Source organism: Shewanella salipaludis (assembly GCF_012911865.1).
GTDB classification, from domain to species: domain Bacteria; phylum Pseudomonadota; class Gammaproteobacteria; order Enterobacterales; family Shewanellaceae; genus Shewanella; species Shewanella salipaludis.
Genome location: NZ_JAAXYH010000002.1, coordinates 531,445 through 546,393 on the forward strand (window position 1 = coordinate 531,445; position 14,949 = coordinate 546,393).

Annotated in this window: 10 protein-coding genes; 9 read left to right on the forward strand and 1 reads right to left on the reverse strand. The window is 57.3% G+C overall.

Features of this window, described 5'->3' with window-relative positions; genetic code table 11:
* The first annotated feature begins 80 nt into the window (after window positions 1–80).
* Complete coding sequence (locus HC757_RS05370; protein WP_169563262.1) at window positions 81–1,451, forward strand: DEAD/DEAH box helicase; 1,371 nt, start codon at window positions 81–83, stop codon at window positions 1,449–1,451.
* A 36-nt stretch (window positions 1,452–1,487) separates the two neighbouring features.
* A complete protein-coding gene (locus HC757_RS05375; RefSeq protein WP_169563263.1) occupies window positions 1,488–1,982 on the forward strand; it encodes a peptidylprolyl isomerase in 495 nt (164 codons plus the stop codon).
* Window positions 1,983–2,033: 51 nt separating this feature from the next.
* Here the strand turns inward: HC757_RS05375 and HC757_RS05380 are convergent, their stop codons facing one another.
* The gene (locus HC757_RS05380) at window positions 2,034–2,774 is read right to left on the reverse strand and encodes a hypothetical protein (protein WP_169563264.1); all 741 of its coding nucleotides are present in this window, start codon (window positions 2,772–2,774) and stop codon (window positions 2,034–2,036) included.
* Between the two features lie 194 nt (window positions 2,775–2,968).
* Between HC757_RS05380 and HC757_RS05385 the strand changes: the two genes are divergently transcribed.
* The 7 genes from HC757_RS05385 (at window position 2,969) to HC757_RS05415 (ending at window position 14,890) form a co-directional block, all read left to right on the forward strand.
* Window positions 2,969–3,238 (forward strand): early set domain-containing protein, encoded by a 270-nt coding sequence (locus HC757_RS05385; RefSeq protein ID WP_169563265.1) that lies wholly within the window; start codon window positions 2,969–2,971, stop codon window positions 3,236–3,238.
* Window positions 3,239–3,433: 195 nt separating this feature from the next.
* On the forward strand, window positions 3,434–5,329 hold the full coding sequence (locus HC757_RS05390; protein ID WP_211164274.1) for a thiamine pyrophosphate-binding protein: 1,896 nt from the start codon (window positions 3,434–3,436) through the stop codon (window positions 5,327–5,329).
* Window positions 5,326–6,213, forward strand: coding sequence for a citrate synthase family protein (locus HC757_RS05395; RefSeq protein ID WP_211164275.1), 888 nt, complete (start codon window positions 5,326–5,328; stop codon window positions 6,211–6,213). The genes HC757_RS05390 and HC757_RS05395 overlap by 4 nt, the downstream gene beginning before the upstream one ends.
* Window positions 6,210–7,064 carry a hypothetical protein gene (locus tag HC757_RS05400; RefSeq protein WP_169563266.1) on the forward strand — a complete coding sequence of 285 codons (855 nt, stop codon included), beginning with the start codon at window positions 6,210–6,212 and terminating at the stop codon, window positions 7,062–7,064. The genes HC757_RS05395 and HC757_RS05400 overlap by 4 nt, the downstream gene beginning before the upstream one ends.
* 54 nt (window positions 7,065–7,118) lie before the next feature.
* Window positions 7,119–9,248: a TonB-dependent receptor plug domain-containing protein gene (locus tag HC757_RS05405; protein ID WP_169563267.1), complete on the forward strand. Its 2,130-nt coding sequence runs from the start codon at window positions 7,119–7,121 to the stop codon at window positions 9,246–9,248.
* Window positions 9,249–9,372: 124 nt separating this feature from the next.
* Window positions 9,373–10,338, forward strand: a complete 966-nt coding sequence (locus HC757_RS05410; RefSeq protein WP_169563268.1) for an ABC transporter substrate binding protein — start codon at window positions 9,373–9,375, stop codon at window positions 10,336–10,338.
* Window positions 10,339–10,384: 46 nt separating this feature from the next.
* A complete protein-coding gene (locus HC757_RS05415; RefSeq protein ID WP_169563269.1) occupies window positions 10,385–14,890 on the forward strand; it encodes an EAL domain-containing protein in 4,506 nt (1,501 codons plus the stop codon).
* Window positions 14,891–14,949 lie beyond the last annotated feature (59 nt).

Below are 14,949 nucleotides of genomic sequence, written 5' to 3' on the forward strand. Positions count from 1 at the left end.
CTTCCTTGAACCCATACCCACACTCAATACCTAAAGCCGTATTGACACCCGTATCGAAACCAGAGTACCAGAGACCACTAATGCCATTCTCCAAACTTGGATTAAGCGCTCCTATCGTCAGCGCCGTCACAGAACTGGGTTACACCAGTCCCACGCCGATTCAGGCCCAGGCCATTCCCGTCATTCTGAAGGGCAAGAACCTGTTAGCGGCGGCGCAGACGGGCACGGGCAAGACGGCAAGCTTCGTGTTGCCCATATTGGAGAGGTTCAAAGACGCCCCCAAGATCCGGGCCAAACGCATTCGCGCCCTGATCTTGGTCCCGACCCGGGAACTGGCACTCCAGGTCGAAGAAAATATCGCCCTCTATGGCAAGCACCTGCCGCTGACCTCGATGGCCATGTATGGCGGCGTCGACTCTGGGCCGCAGAAGCAGCGCCTGATCCAGGGGGTCGACATTCTGGTGGCCACCCCCGGCAGGCTGCTGGACATGTATACCCAAAGAGCGCTGCATTTCGATGAGCTGAGCCTGCTGGTGCTCGACGAGGCAGACCGGATGCTCGACATGGGTTTCATCGAGGACATCAACAAGATCATCGAGCGCCTGCCCAAAGACAGGCAGAACCTCTTGTTCTCGGCCACCCTGTCGAAGCAGGTACGCTTCCTGGCCAAGACGGCCGTGGCACACCCGGTCGAAATCAGCATAGCGCCGGACAGCGCGACCACGCCGCAGATAGATCAGTGGCTGACCACGGTCGACAAGGACAAGAAATCGGCGCTGCTCAGTCACCTGATTAACGAGCATGGCTGGCAGCAGGCGCTGATCTTCATTCAGACGAAACAGGGCGCGGCCAAGTTGGTGAGCCAGCTGGAGAAACGCGGCATCAAGGCCGAGGCCATTCACAGCGGCAGGAGCCAGGCGGTACGCGAACAATTGCTGGCCGACTTCAAGTCGGGGGCGCTCGCCTTCATGGTGGCGACCGGCGTTGCGGCCCGCGGCATAGACATAGACGCCCTCACCCGGGTGGTCAATTATGATCTGCCGGACGAAGCCGATGACTATATTCACCGCATAGGCCGTACCGGCCGTGCCGGCGCCAGCGGCGAAGCCGTTTCCTTCGTCTCCAAGGATGACTTCAGGAACCTGTGCGCCATAGAGAGCCGCCTGGGGCAGCTTATCAGCCGCAGGGAAATAGAGGGTTTCTCCCCCAAGAAAGCCGTGCCCGTGTCTATCCTGAACTTTGTGCCTAAAAATAAACCTGCCCCCAAGAGAGCGCCAACGCCTCAGACCAAGGCCGCCGGGCCAAAGGCCAGCCGGCCCTTGAGGCGCGAGCCTGCCCAAGCTCAGTCTAGGCATGCCAGTCTCGAAAAAGGAGCCGACAAGCGCGTCGCCAGCAGTGCCGAAAAGGTACCTTTCAATCCCTGGACCAGCGGCCCGAGAAGCAAGCAATAGCGAATCGCCTTGGTCACCAACGAAGAAGCAAACATCATGATTATTTTCACCACCAACGTAGGCGATATCGGCATAGAGCTCGACTTTGAGCGGGCGCCGGTCAGCGCGAAAAACTTCCTGCGCTACTGCCGGGAAGGCTTCTATGAAGGCACTGTTTTTCATCGCGTGATCCCCGGATTCATGATCCAGGGCGGCGGGCTCAGCGCCAAGATGAGAGAGAAACCAACCCATGAGCCGATAGTCAACGAAGCCAACAAGGGCCTGAAAAACACCCTCGGCAGCCTCGCCATGGCGCGCACCGATGCCCCCCACTCGGCCACTGCGCAGTTCTTCATCAATGTTGCCGATAACGACTTCCTGGATCATAGCGCCACCACCAACTCGGGCTGGGGCTATGCCGTGTTCGGTAAAGTCACCACGGGCATGGAGATAGTCCAGCAGATTGAAAAAGTGAAGACGGCGACCATAGCAGGTCATGAAGACGTCCCTATGGATCCCATAGTCATAGAGAAAGTGACCATCAACCTCTGATGGCGCAGGTGCCGCCGGGCCAATCCCGGGGCACAGGCAGAGCCATGGCGGCTACTCGGCGGTTATCCCACGTTCAGACACGGCAAGCGTCAGGGTTTTCGCGACGCTTGGCGTCTCGACCATGGCCTCTTGTGGTCCCCGGTCGCGGTAATGCACCGACAGCCGATAGGGCGCGGTGAAAGGCTCCGCCGGCTCGATACTGTCGAGCAAGATACGATCGCCGATAAAGACACTGCCCAGATGTGCCACAGTCGCCTCCCGGGTATTGAGGTTAAACATCCCCAGATACCAGAAGCTGCCCGTGCCTTGGCTGGTCACGATAAAGGGCGCGACAAAGGCCATGCCTTGCCCCTCTGCCTGGCCCTCAGCCTGTGTGGGCGCCGGCGCTAAGTTAAGCGGCGTAATCTTAAGGTAATCCAGCAACACACTGCCTCTCGTCTCGGCATCGCGATAATCTGCTGTCGCATAGTCGGCCCCGCCTCTTTGCTCGAATTGACTCAAGGGCACAGATAGCCCGCTGTCGGGCAAGCGAATGCTGAACGCCTTTGGGGTCTGCAGGCTGAAGAGCTTCAGCATCACAGGGTCCGGGCCTTGCCTGATGAGCTGCGCCTGACTCCCTGGGTTTGCCTCCGAGCCGGCGTCATCCAAGGGCACCACCCGACCATCTTCAAGCTCAAGATAGAGATCGTCATGGGTGAAATTGAAGCGATAGATACCCGCCGCCAATACCCCAAGCAGCAACAAGACGGCCAGCAGCACTATGCCGACCCCATATTTCACCATGCTATTCATCCCCAATCCTCTAAGCCAATCCATGACACCAGCCTCAACCGTGGCCAAAACAGCAAGACTACCCAAATCGGCCCAGCTCTTGAAGCGGTTTTCCTGCCCCAAGCCAGCTTTCATCGACTCTGTCAGCCCGGCGTCAGCTTTAGCGGCATTGATGGCTGCCAGCTTCCCCGTACCTGGCTCCTGACTCATGGATCATGGCTTATCTGGGGCGGCTTTTAACACAGGCAATAAAAAAAATCGCCGATGGCCGCCTCAGCCTGAGCAGCGCCTTCCCCAATGCCAGCATGGAATACCGTATAGACGACGGCCCCTGGACAGCCTATGGCTCCAGTGTCACGGTCGCTGCGCCCGCCGGCATCAGCGCCAGAACCCGGATCTCCTCTGCGGCCATGGCAGGAACAAAGGCCAAAGTGCGCTATTCCCGCAGCTCCCATTGGACCCGCCCCCGGGCGGCACGGGATTGAGCCGCGCCCCAGGGCCGGCGCCGGCTCAAGCGTCGCTTGGACGTAAGTTAAATTCAGCATAAACAAGATCTAAGGCGAATTAGGGGGATAAGTAAATTTTTCAATAAAATCCTCTCACTTTAACAAATGTTGACTAGTCTATTAGGTAAGACTGACTCTTTTCGGTACGCCTTCTCAGACAAAAGGACACTTGTTATGGCGAAAAGCTCGGAGGATCTCCACTCCTCGTCCACGCTCGACATGGACAACCAATCCAGGACACAAGCCCAAGTGCCCGTCAGCCGCATCGATGAACTGACGCCTCAGCTGGATCTGGCCGATCTCTTGCTGCATTACCTGTCGCTGTTGCAGATAGACTTTGTCTTCGGCATTCCCGGCGGCGCCATAGAGCCCATGTACAATGCCCTCGCCCGCAGTGAGCGTCAGGCGGGTCCCAGGGCCATCATAGCCCGCCACGAAACCGGGGCCGTCTTCATGGCCGACGGCTATGCCAGCAGGACGGGGAAACTCGGGGTCTGCTGCGCCACCACAGGCCCTGGCACTACCAATCTCATAACCGGGGTCGCCTCCGCCTACGCCAATCAGATCCCCCTGTTGATCATCACGGCGCAGACGCCCCTGTCCTCCTTCGGCAAGGGGGCCTTTCAGGAGTCCTCCTGTACCGGCATCAACACGGTTGCCATGTTCGAATACTGTACCCGCTACAACACCCTGATCTCCCACCCAGAACAGTTCGAACGCAAACTGGCGGCCGCGCTGATGAAAGCCTTCGCCTCGCCCCCGGGGCCGGTGCACCTGAGCATCCCCCTGGATGTCTTTCGCAGTCCGGCCCCAATACGCAATGAAATCTTCGATATCAAGCGCTTACTCCATAAGAAATCCTTGCTCGACCGCGAAGATCTCGATGCGCTGTTCAAGGAGCTGCAACCGGGAAAGAATACCGTCTTCGTGATTGGCGAAGGCGCCAGCGAGGCCATAGGCGCCATACTGACCACGGCACACATGCTCGATGCCATACTGCTGACCACCCCCCACGGCAAGGGGCTGATCAGTCCCTATCATCCGCAGTTTCGCGGTGTGGTCGGTTTTGCCGGCCACCAGAATGCCGTCAACAGCCTGAGAAACGAACAGCTGGAAAACATCGTCTGTATCGGCACGGCACTGAGCGAATGGGCCAGCAACGGCTGGGACAGTGAGCTGCTGCTCAACCCCAGACTCATTCATATCGACGAGCAGGAAGCCAACTTTACCTATACCCCCATGGCCAAGCTGCACATTCGTGGCCGCATACTGACCATCTTCGAGCAGCTGTACAAGAAGTTAACCCAGAGCCACGGGGTGCCGCACCTGCCGCACCCTGAGCCCAGCACCCGCGAGCGGCATTTCATGCTGGACAATGAAGCGGCATTCATGGATACCAGCAAGCCAATAAAACCCCAGCGCCTGATGCACGATCTGGCCGAATTGTTTCCCCCTCACACCCGCTACCTGGCCGACACGGGCGCCAGTTTCGCCTGGGCAATCCACTACCTTCACCCTTATGATCGCCGCATGGTCGGCAACAGGGATGCCAGAGGCGGCCTGTTCAGGGCCTGTCTGGAATTTGCCTCCATGGGTTGGGCCATAGGCTGCGCCGTCGGTGTCGCACTGGCCGCGCCGGCTCAGCCCGTGGTCTGTATCACAGGCGATGGCAGCATGCTGATGAGCGGTCAGGAGCTCACTGTGGCGGTGCAGCATGGTCTGCCGGTCATCTTCGTGGTGCTCAACGACTCGGCACTGGGCATGGTCAAACAGGGTCAAAAGCTCAGCCACGCCGAAGCCATAGGCACGGCCTTGCCCCAGGTCGACTTTGCCGCCATGGCGGCAGCCATGGGCGCCGCCAATTATCGTATCGAAACCTCGGAAGATCTGCATAAACTCCCCATAGAGCAGATTTGCCGGCGCAAGGGCCCAACCCTGCTCGATGTCTACATAGACGTAGACGAAGTCGCCCCCATAGGCGCGCGCATCAAACAACTGTCCCGGGTCGACAAGCCTGCAAATCAAGGGGATGACGGGGAAGCCTCCGACCAACCTAAGGAGCTGAAATGAGCGAGCCAACCCAGGCCGAAGCGGCACAGGATGCCGCTTTCGAGCCCATCACCACCGCCATCTGGCATGAGACGGCGGACGAGCAGAATCCTTTCCTGGCCCAGCGCTGCCTGTGCGCAGGTTTCGATGTCTTCGAAGATCTGCTGGGCAAGGCCGGCTGGATCGAATACCTCTTCCTCTTATTTCGCCGGCGTCAGGCGACGCCGGCGGAAACCCGGCTGCTCAATGACCTGGCCGTGGCCATAGCCAACCCCGGGCCCAGGGATCACAGCATACAGGCCGCCATGTCGGCCGCCGCCGGCGGCTCGACCTTGGCCTCCTGCCTGATGGCGGCGTTAGCCGTCGGCGCCGGACGGCGCAACGGCGGACGGGAGATCTATGACGCCATGCTGCTGTGGCAGGCATGTCAGAAAGATCTTTCCCTCTGGAAACCCGGCCTGAAAGAAAAACACTACCTGAGTTATCAGCAGCAACATAATGGTCATGACTTCGATGTCTGGCCCGAGATGGAACAGGCTCCCGGCTTCGCGCCCCACGCAGGCGCCTGTGCCCACCCCGTGCTGCGCACACTCGCGCATCTGGCGAAGGTGGCGGCCTCGCTGGGCATGGACACCCACCTCGCCTGGCTACATGGCCACAGGGAAACACTGGAGCGCGCCGCCGAGTTGCCGCTGGCCATGACGGGCGTGGTTGCCGCCGCCTTCAGCGATCTGGGTTTCGATCCCCAGGAGGCAGAAATCCTCTACCTCTTGCTGCGTCTCCCCGGCGCCGCGGCCCACAGCATAGAACAGCATAGGCTCGGCTGGCGGGATTATCCGTTTCACCCCCATGGCATCAAACTCGACATGGACCCACAGGCACAGAGTAAGGAGACAGAATCATGAGCAACCCCTGGCTCCCATGGGAGGAATGCTGGAAAACGGATTTAGGCGCCTGGTTTCCGGGAGAACGCGTGGTGTTTCGCGGCCAGGATCTGTTCGAGGAGTTGCCGGACCTGCCCTGGATGGGACTCCTGCTGTACGGCATCACGGGCAAGATCCCAACGAAAGCGCAAATACGCCTGTTCGACGGCATCTGGGCCCTGGCCGCCAGCTTTCCCGATCCCAGACTCTGGAATAACCGCATAGGCGCCCTGGCCGGTACGGCACGCAGCACCACCACCCTGGGGGTCGGCGCCGGTGTCGCCGTCTCTGAGGCCGTCATCTACGGCTACCAACCCTTGATGGGCGCCATGGAATCCCTGTTGGCCATAAAGGCAAGGCTGCAAAACAAGGAATGCCTGAGCGATATCTTGCAGGATAAATTGTCCCCTCGCCCCCAGGGCTCGCCCAGGCCTGCCAGCGGCAAGAGTCGCTGTGTCGCCCGCTTGCCCGGCTATGGCCGCCCCATCGCCGCCCGCGATGAGCGCATCGCCCCCCTGATGAAGCTGGCAAGGGAGCTGGGCTTGGATCAGGGTCCCATGCTCAAACTGGCATTCGAGATAGAAGCCACACTGGCTGACATGGGCAAGTCGATGCAGATGAATGTGGTCGGGCTCATGGCCGGCTTCAGCGCAGATCAGGGACTCAGCCCCAGGCAACACTACCAATATGGGGTGCTATGCTTCAGCGCCGGCATCCTGCATTGTGCCGTCGATGCCGCCAAGCACCCGCCCGGGGCCTTCTTTCCGCTGCGCTGCAGCAGGATCAGCTACACGGGCCCGGCGGAACGCCGCTGGCAGGTACAGAACGAATAATGACGACCATGGTACAAATGCTCTGCATTCCGGGCATTGGGGATAAGGGACTATATGACGCATTCAAGGGGAAAAACACTCGGCCTGGGGCTGATGCTGCTCGGCATGGTTTCGCCTCAGCTACAGGCCAATACCAGCGACGAGGACGAATTACTGGCGCTCTACGGCGATACCGAGATGATCAGCATAGCCACCGGCAGCCTGCAATCCATCACCAAGGCCCCGGCCGTTGCCACGGTGATCAACGCCGATGACATAAGGGAAATGGGGGCTAGCGAACTGGACCAGGTACTGGAAACAGTTCCAGGGCTGCATGTGGCCCGCAGCGCCCTGGGCTATAACCCCATTTATACCTTTCGCGGCATACGTTCCAACTATAACCCTCAGGTCCTGCTGTTGATTAATGGCATCCCCATCAGCAGCTTATACAATGGCGATCGCGGCCTCATCTGGGGCGGCATGCCGGTCAATGCCATAGAAAGAATCGAAGTGATCCGTGGCCCAGGCTCGGCGCTCTATGGCGCCGACGCCTTCGCCGGGGTCATCAACATCACCACCCTCTCCGGCAGCGATATCACGCAAAATGAATTCGGGGTCCGCGCCGGCAGCTATGATACCCAGGATGCCTGGGGCAAGCTGGCGGGCGAGTGGCACGATTTTACCCTGGGCATGATAGTCGAGTTCCATCAAACCGATGGTCAGCACGAACTCATAGGCTCAGATCTGCAATCGGGCCTGGACGCACTGGCCGGCACCTCGGCCTCGAATGCCCCCGGCGCCGTAAGCCTGTCCAGGGAGAACCTCGACATACGGCTGGACATAGTCAAAGATAACTGGCAATTCAGGAGCGGGTTACAGCGACGCAGAAATTGGGGCAATGGCGCCGGGGTGGCGGAGGCCTTGGATCCCGACAATCGCTGGAAGAGCGACAGGTTCAACGCAGATCTCACCTACCATAACGCCAACTTCTCGGACTTCTGGGATCTGCAGGCCCAGATCAGCTATTTCGATACCAGTACCGAAGCCGAGAATGACATGCACATCTTCCCCGCCGGCAGCGATCTCACCCTCATAGGCTTGGGTGGCGTCTATCCCGAGGGCCTGATAGGCAACCCCGAATCCTTTGAGCGCCACACCAGGGCCAACATCACCGCCTCATATACCAGACTGGAAAAACACCATATCCGTGGTGGCATAGGCTATGTATTCAGCGACTTGTATAAGGTAAGAGAGACGAAAAACTTCGGGCCGGATCCCATCACGGGAGAGCAATTACCCCCCGGCAGCCCTGTGGTCGACGTGAGCGATACCCCCTATGTCTATCTGCAAGAGGGCAACAGGGAAAATACCTATATCTATCTGCAGGATATATGGCATCTGGCCGATGATTGGGAGTTAACCGCCGGGTTGCGCTACGATGATTACTCAGACTTCGGCAACACCACCAATCCCCGCGTGGCACTGGTATGGTCGAGTAGCCGCAAACTGACGACCAAGCTATTGTACGGCAAGGCCTTCAGGGCCCCTGCCTTCGCCGAAACCCGGGCGATCAACAATCCTGTGGTATTGGGCAACCCGGATCTGGATCCCGAGACCCTCTCCAGCTACGAGCTGGCGTTCGACTATCGGGCCACGGAAAGGCTCAGATTCAGCCTGAACCTATTCCACTACGACTGGCGCGATATCATCAAGTTTACCGCCGATGCCAGCGGCAATACCAAGACGGCAAATAACGCAGGCAGCCAGACAGGCAAAGGCTTGGAACTGGATCTGGACTGGCGTATCAACGACCTGTGGCAAGTCAAAGCCAATTACGCCTGGCAGGACTCGGTCGATGAGGCAACCGACCGCCGCACCAGCCAGGTACCCGGCAGCCAGGCCTACCTGGCGGCAAACTGGACGCTGAGCGACAGGGTGCAACTTCATGGCCAACTCAACTGGGTGATGTCGAGGGAGCGGGAAGCCCTGGATACCAGAGACAGCATAGATGACTATGCGACCCTCGATCTGACACTGAACTACCGGGACGACAACAATGCCTGGGGAGGCAGCATAATGCTGCGCAACCTGACGGATACGGACGCGCGGGAACCAAGCGATTGGTCGAATCCGGTCGCGGCCATTCCCGACGACCTGCCGCTGGAAGGCAGGAATATTTACGCCCAAATTTATTTCAAATTCTAGCCATGATGGAAATGCACTGCTCGAGGGGGGACAACACTATCCTCCCTGGAGACGGATACCATTAGGTATTCATCGGCAAATCAGGGCATACCAACAGCATGGATACCGAGCCAACGGATGAATAATGATTTTAGTTAATAGGGCACTCAGGATTAAGCAAGGCTTCGGACTGAGTCTGGCGTTAATCCTGGCATCGGCTTTAATAGGCACAATGCCGGTATTGGCGGCCGATGCCACCACGGCCGCAGTATTATACCCGAGAATCAAGGAGCCCTATAACCAGGTATTCGCCAATATAACTGAGGGAATAGCAGAAAATTTCAAAGGTGAGATTAAAACATTCAAATTCGAGAATGATACCAACATAGCCGAAATCAGATTTTGGATAGCCGAAAATAATATTTCATCCTTGATTGCCTTGGGAAGCAATGGACTCAAATTTGCCCGACAACTGAAAGATGAACTCCCTTTGGTGGTGGGGGCAGTCAACATTGCCACAGAGCCTACGGAATTTTCCGGGATATCCATGACCCCAGCCCCCATGCTCCTATTGAGCCAGATGGCACGGATAGTCCCAAATGTATCAAAAGTTCATGTTATTTATCAGAAAAAAAAACAGGCATGGCTGATTGGTGCCGCGCTGGATGCCGCCAGGCAAACGGGACTCAGCCTGATACCCCATCCCGTTGACGATTTACTCGAGTCGGCCCATAACTACCGTAAACTCTTGACCGAATTGAACAGTGACTCGGAAGCCCTGTGGCTGATATCGGACAATAGCATAATGGATCAGGCGGTAATGCGTGACATCCTAGAGGTGGCCTGGCAAAGAAAACTCTATATTTTCTCCAATAGACTCCCGGATGTGAAACGCGGAGCCCTATTTTCCATGTATCCGGATAACAAGGCCTTGGGCAGCAGCCTGGCACGCATGTTGATGGAAAAATTACAACACCCGGAGCATGAAGAAAAAATTATCTTGCTGGCGGATTTGTTGACGGCAATAAATCTGCGCACGGCCAAACATCTTGGCCTATATTTTAATAAATCTGAGCAGCAAGATTTCGAGCTGATTTACCCTATGCAATAGCATTTTGGAAGCTGCTGGGTTAATAAAAGGATATATGATGGCGATCATGGAAAGAGCTTTAACTTTTTTTCTGACCAAGCTCAGTTTCAGGCAACAGCTGATTTCAACCTTTACCTTGGGTATCATCTTACTTGCTGCCATCTCTTCTTTCGTCATTTCGAAAACATCGCAAAACACAATCGAAGCTCAATATGTGCAGCAGGGACATAAGCTCACTCTGAATTTTGCCCACCAAAGCACCCTGGCCCTCCTCTACCACAGCGTCGAATCGGCGGAAGATGCCGCCAAGATCACCCTGAGTTTTCCCGACATTGTCGGCATTGCGCTCTATGACAAAAGCCATCAACCCCTGTTGCTGACCGGCCGTCCGCCACTCCCGGGCAAGGGACGTTTTCCGACGGTAGAAAATACCATAGTCATGAGGGAAACGGCGCAGGAATGGGACTTCTCTACCCCTGTCTATTCGAGTTCCGACATGAGCGCCGACACATCGCCCTTCACAGTGGAAGAACCCAGCAGGGAGATCATAGGCTATGCCCATGTGATTAAAAGCAAAAAAAACCTGCTCGCCATGAGCCAGGACATATTGCAAACCAATATGCTCACCGCCGGTCTGCTGGCCGGCCTGCTCTTGCTATTCCTGCTGCTAATCACCAACAGGGTCATTCGTCCCATCAAGATCCTCGCCAAGCGCATGCGAGAAGCCGAGACGGGTGACTATGGGGTGCGGGCACAGTTGCAGGGCCCGAGCGACATATTGCACATGGAACAGGCATTCAACACCATGATGAATGAGCTGGAAGCCAGGCAACAGGAATTGGAGCGCGCCAGGGACAGTGCCCTGAGTTCGGCGCTGCTCAAGGGGCAGTTTGTTGCCAGTATCAGCCATGAGCTGCGTACTCCTATGAACAGCATTCTGGGCATGATGGAGCTGATAGATGAACAAGGCCTGACGGAAAAGGCCAGGCATTATCTGAAAATTGCCAACACCTCAGGCGTGCAGCTGCTCAGGCTCATAGATGACATCCTGGACTTCAGCAAGCTGGAATCGGCCAAGGTACACCTCAGCTTCGAGGCGTTCGACTTAGCCGAACTGATCGCCGATGTGGTTGAACTGCTCAATGTCCAGGCCAGCGCGAAACACCTGTTGCTCGGCGCCTTCCTGGATCCCCAACTGCCCACTAGGCTCAGCGGCGACGCCGGCCGCCTGAGACAGGTGCTGATCAATCTGCTGGGAAATGCCCTCAAATTCACCCAGTCCGGCGGCATTTCGGTCACCGCCAGCCTGCTCGAGCGCCTTGACAAGGAAGTCAGGCTCAAACTTGAAGTAGCAGATACGGGGATAGGAATAGAAGAATCGGCTCAACGCATTATCTTTCAAGCATTTACCCAGGCAGACGGCTCGACAACCCGTCTCTATGGCGGCACGGGATTGGGGTTGGCAATCTCCCGTCAGCTGGTGAGCCTGATGGGCGGCGAACTTGGAGTGCAAAGCACTGTGGGTGCCGGCAGTCATTTCTGGTTCACCCTGAGCCTAAACACAGAGGCTCAGGCAGACGACACAATGCCAATACCGCCGGCACCATTGCCTCCTTTGCTGCTGCTACAGGGCAACGCCTGCCTGAATCTGTTGCCTGAGCGCTTGGCTCAGTCGGGTTATGACGTAGATACCGCCTACAGTGCCGAGCAAGCCCTGCAAATGATGCGTGACAGTGTGGCCAAGCCCCCTCCCTACCCTCAGGTACTGATCTGCGAGTCGGCCGAGATGCCCGTTGGTGCGCATTTTTATCACTCGCTCGAAGCAGAATTCCCGGCCATCTTGCCGCAAACCTTGGTGCTCAGCCACGACTGGCACCAACCCAGACCGTCCAGGGCATCACGCCTGTATTTCTTGCCCCTCTCCCTCGGTTATCCGCAACTGCGGGCCCTGCTCAACTCGAGCCTGGCCTCCGAGTCCATCCAGCCGGAGGCCAAGGCCCAGGCCCGCCCCTTGAAAACCAGTCACGAGGCGCGCCCTGGCGACGAGGGGCTTCAGCAGGCACAGATCCTGGTGGTAGAAGACAACAGAGCCAACCAGTATGTCGCCAGTGCCATGTTGGAAAAACTCGGCTACAGGGCCATTATCGCCGCCAATGGCAGAGAGGCGCTGCAACTCTTGAGTGAGCAGGAGGTGTCGCTGATTTTCATGGATTGCCATATGCCCGTCATGGACGGCTATGAGGCGACCCAGAACATCAGAAAACGGGAAGGCGCGGACAGACACACCCCCATAATCGCCATGACGGCGGATGTGAAGAGCAGCGACAGAGACAAGTGTTTCGACGTCGGCATGGACGATTATCTGGCCAAGCCGCTCACCCTGGCGGCATTGACTGTCAAGTTGCAGCTGTGGCTGGGGTCGCCGGCGACAACGGATAACAGGCACAGGGAAGCGGAAGTCAGCATGACCCACACCCCGGGGGCAATAGACAAGGCGGTGCTGTCTCAACTCAGGGAAGAAACCGGCAAGACCTTCCCCTCCCTGGTGATGGCCTACCTGGAAGATACCCCGGGCACTTTGAGCCAACTGGCACAAGCCATAGCACAGCAGGACAAGCAGAAGATCAAGGACTATAGCCACCTGCTCAAGGGCAGCTCGGCAACCTTAGGTGCCAGCGGCCTGGCCCATGATGCCAAGCGACTGGAGGCCACCGCCACGGCAAAAGCGGCGACCGAGGCGTTGCAGCAAGAATTGCTGCAGCGTCTCAACCTGGCGTTTAACAGGGTCGCGCAGCTGCTGAGTGCCGAAATCGACACGCCCTTGCAGCCAGCATCCCAGGGGGGAACGGCCAATCAGGAGTTGCTGTCACTGTCATCCCAGCCCTATGTGCTCATAGTCGATGACGATCGCAGCACCAGACTCAGCCTCAAAGGCTGCCTGGAACAGGATAGCTATTACATAGCCGAAGCCCAGAATGGCGCCATAGCTCTCAGTGTATGCGAGCAGAGGATGCCGGACCTGATCCTGATGGATGCCATGATGAAGGAGATGAATGGCTTCGACGCCATGCGGAAAATACTGCAGCTGCCCATGGAGTTTAAACCGCCGATCCTCATGCTGACCGCCTCGGACAAGGATGAGGTCATAGAGCAGGCATTCGAGTATGGAGCAACGGATTTCATTGCCAAGCCGGTCAACCTACATGTGCTGAGGAAGCGGGTCGCCCAGCTCATCCGCACCACCCTGGCGGAGCGCCACATACATCAATTGGCCTACCATGACCAACTGACAGGTTTGGCCAACCGCACCCAGTTCCTGGAAAGAATCGAAGAGGCCATCACCCAGGCCGAATCGGCCAAGGAGCAACTGGCACTGATGTTCATAGATCTGGATAAGTTCAAATTCATCAACGACACCCAGGGCCATGATGTCGGCGACATGCTGCTCAAAGCCGTTGCCAAACGTATCAATCATTGTGTCAGGAGCGGCGATCTGGTTTCCAGGCTGGGGGGCGATGAATTTACCGTGCTGCTGGAGGACATACAGTCGACGGCGGTCGCCAGCAAGATAGGGCAAAAAATTTGTGCCCTGTTGGCCGAACCTTTCACCTTCATGGGCAAGATAGTCAGGGCCCCAGTGAGTGTCGGGATCTCGGTTTATCCCGCCGACGGCGAGGATTACCACGCCCTGATGAAACACGCAGATACCGCCATGTACAGTGCCAAGGCCGGCGGCGGCAATAAGATCCAATTCTATGAGTACGGTATGGAAGCCGAACTCATACGCAGGATAGAGCTTGAGCGCGACTTGCGCCATGCCCTGGAACACAACGAGCTGGTGCTGCATTTCCAACCCCAGATAGAACTGCGTACCGGCAAACTGCTGGGCGCGGAAGCCTTGGTCAGGTGGGAACACCCGGAACGGGGATTCATGCCACCGGACGAATTTATCTCGCTGGCGGAAGAGTCAGGGCTCATACTGCCCCTGGGCGAGTGGGTGCTGAACCAGAGTTGCCGCCAATTCAAACTCTGGCTGGAGGCAGGCTTAGATCTGCACTTCATCGCGGTCAACATCTCGGGGCAGCAGATGAAGCATAGCTACCTGCTGCAGAAAGTAAAAAGCTGCCTGAATACACATAAGCTGGATGCCAAATACCTGCAACTGGAGATCACAGAAAGCGTGATGGCGGAGGAATCCGAGACCTGTCTCTCATTGCTCAACGGCCTGAAAGAACTCGGGGTTTCCCTGGCCATAGATGACTTCGGCACGGGCTACTCTTCCCTCAGCTATTTGATCAAGTTCCCGGTGGACACCCTGAAAATAGACAGATCTTTCATTCACAACATACCCAATGACAAGGACAGTGAAACCGTCGCCTCCGGGATTATCGCCCTGGCGCACAAGCTGAGTATGCAGGTCATAGCCGAAGGGGTCGAGACCCAGGAACAGAGAGACTTCCTGCTGAGGGAGCAGTGTGACTCTATCCAGGGGTACTTAATCAGTCGCCCCCTGGCCAGGGACGAATTTGAAACCTGGTTGCACGCCTACAAACCCCACAAGTTGCCTAAGTGACTCCGTCCTGACCTCATAGGGATTGCCGCCCGAGGCTGAAAGCCTTTTGGCATCTGCAA

Coding starts and splice junctions, on each gene's coding strand:
- HC757_RS05370 (WP_169563262.1), top strand. CDS start 81: ATGCCATTCTCCAAACTTGGATTAAGCGCTCCTATCGTCAGCGCCGTC.
- HC757_RS05375 (WP_169563263.1), top strand. CDS start 1,488: ATGATTATTTTCACCACCAACGTAGGCGATATCGGCATAGAGCTCGAC.
- HC757_RS05380 (WP_169563264.1), bottom strand. CDS start 2,774: ATGAATAGCATGGTGAAATATGGGGTCGGCATAGTGCTGCTGGCCGTC.
- HC757_RS05385 (WP_169563265.1), top strand. CDS start 2,969: ATGGCTTATCTGGGGCGGCTTTTAACACAGGCAATAAAAAAAATCGCC.
- HC757_RS05390 (WP_211164274.1), top strand. CDS start 3,434: ATGGCGAAAAGCTCGGAGGATCTCCACTCCTCGTCCACGCTCGACATG.
- HC757_RS05395 (WP_211164275.1), top strand. CDS start 5,326: ATGAGCGAGCCAACCCAGGCCGAAGCGGCACAGGATGCCGCTTTCGAG.
- HC757_RS05400 (WP_169563266.1), top strand. CDS start 6,210: ATGAGCAACCCCTGGCTCCCATGGGAGGAATGCTGGAAAACGGATTTA.
- HC757_RS05405 (WP_169563267.1), top strand. CDS start 7,119: ATGACGCATTCAAGGGGAAAAACACTCGGCCTGGGGCTGATGCTGCTC.
- HC757_RS05410 (WP_169563268.1), top strand. CDS start 9,373: ATGATTTTAGTTAATAGGGCACTCAGGATTAAGCAAGGCTTCGGACTG.
- HC757_RS05415 (WP_169563269.1), top strand. CDS start 10,385: ATGGAAAGAGCTTTAACTTTTTTTCTGACCAAGCTCAGTTTCAGGCAA.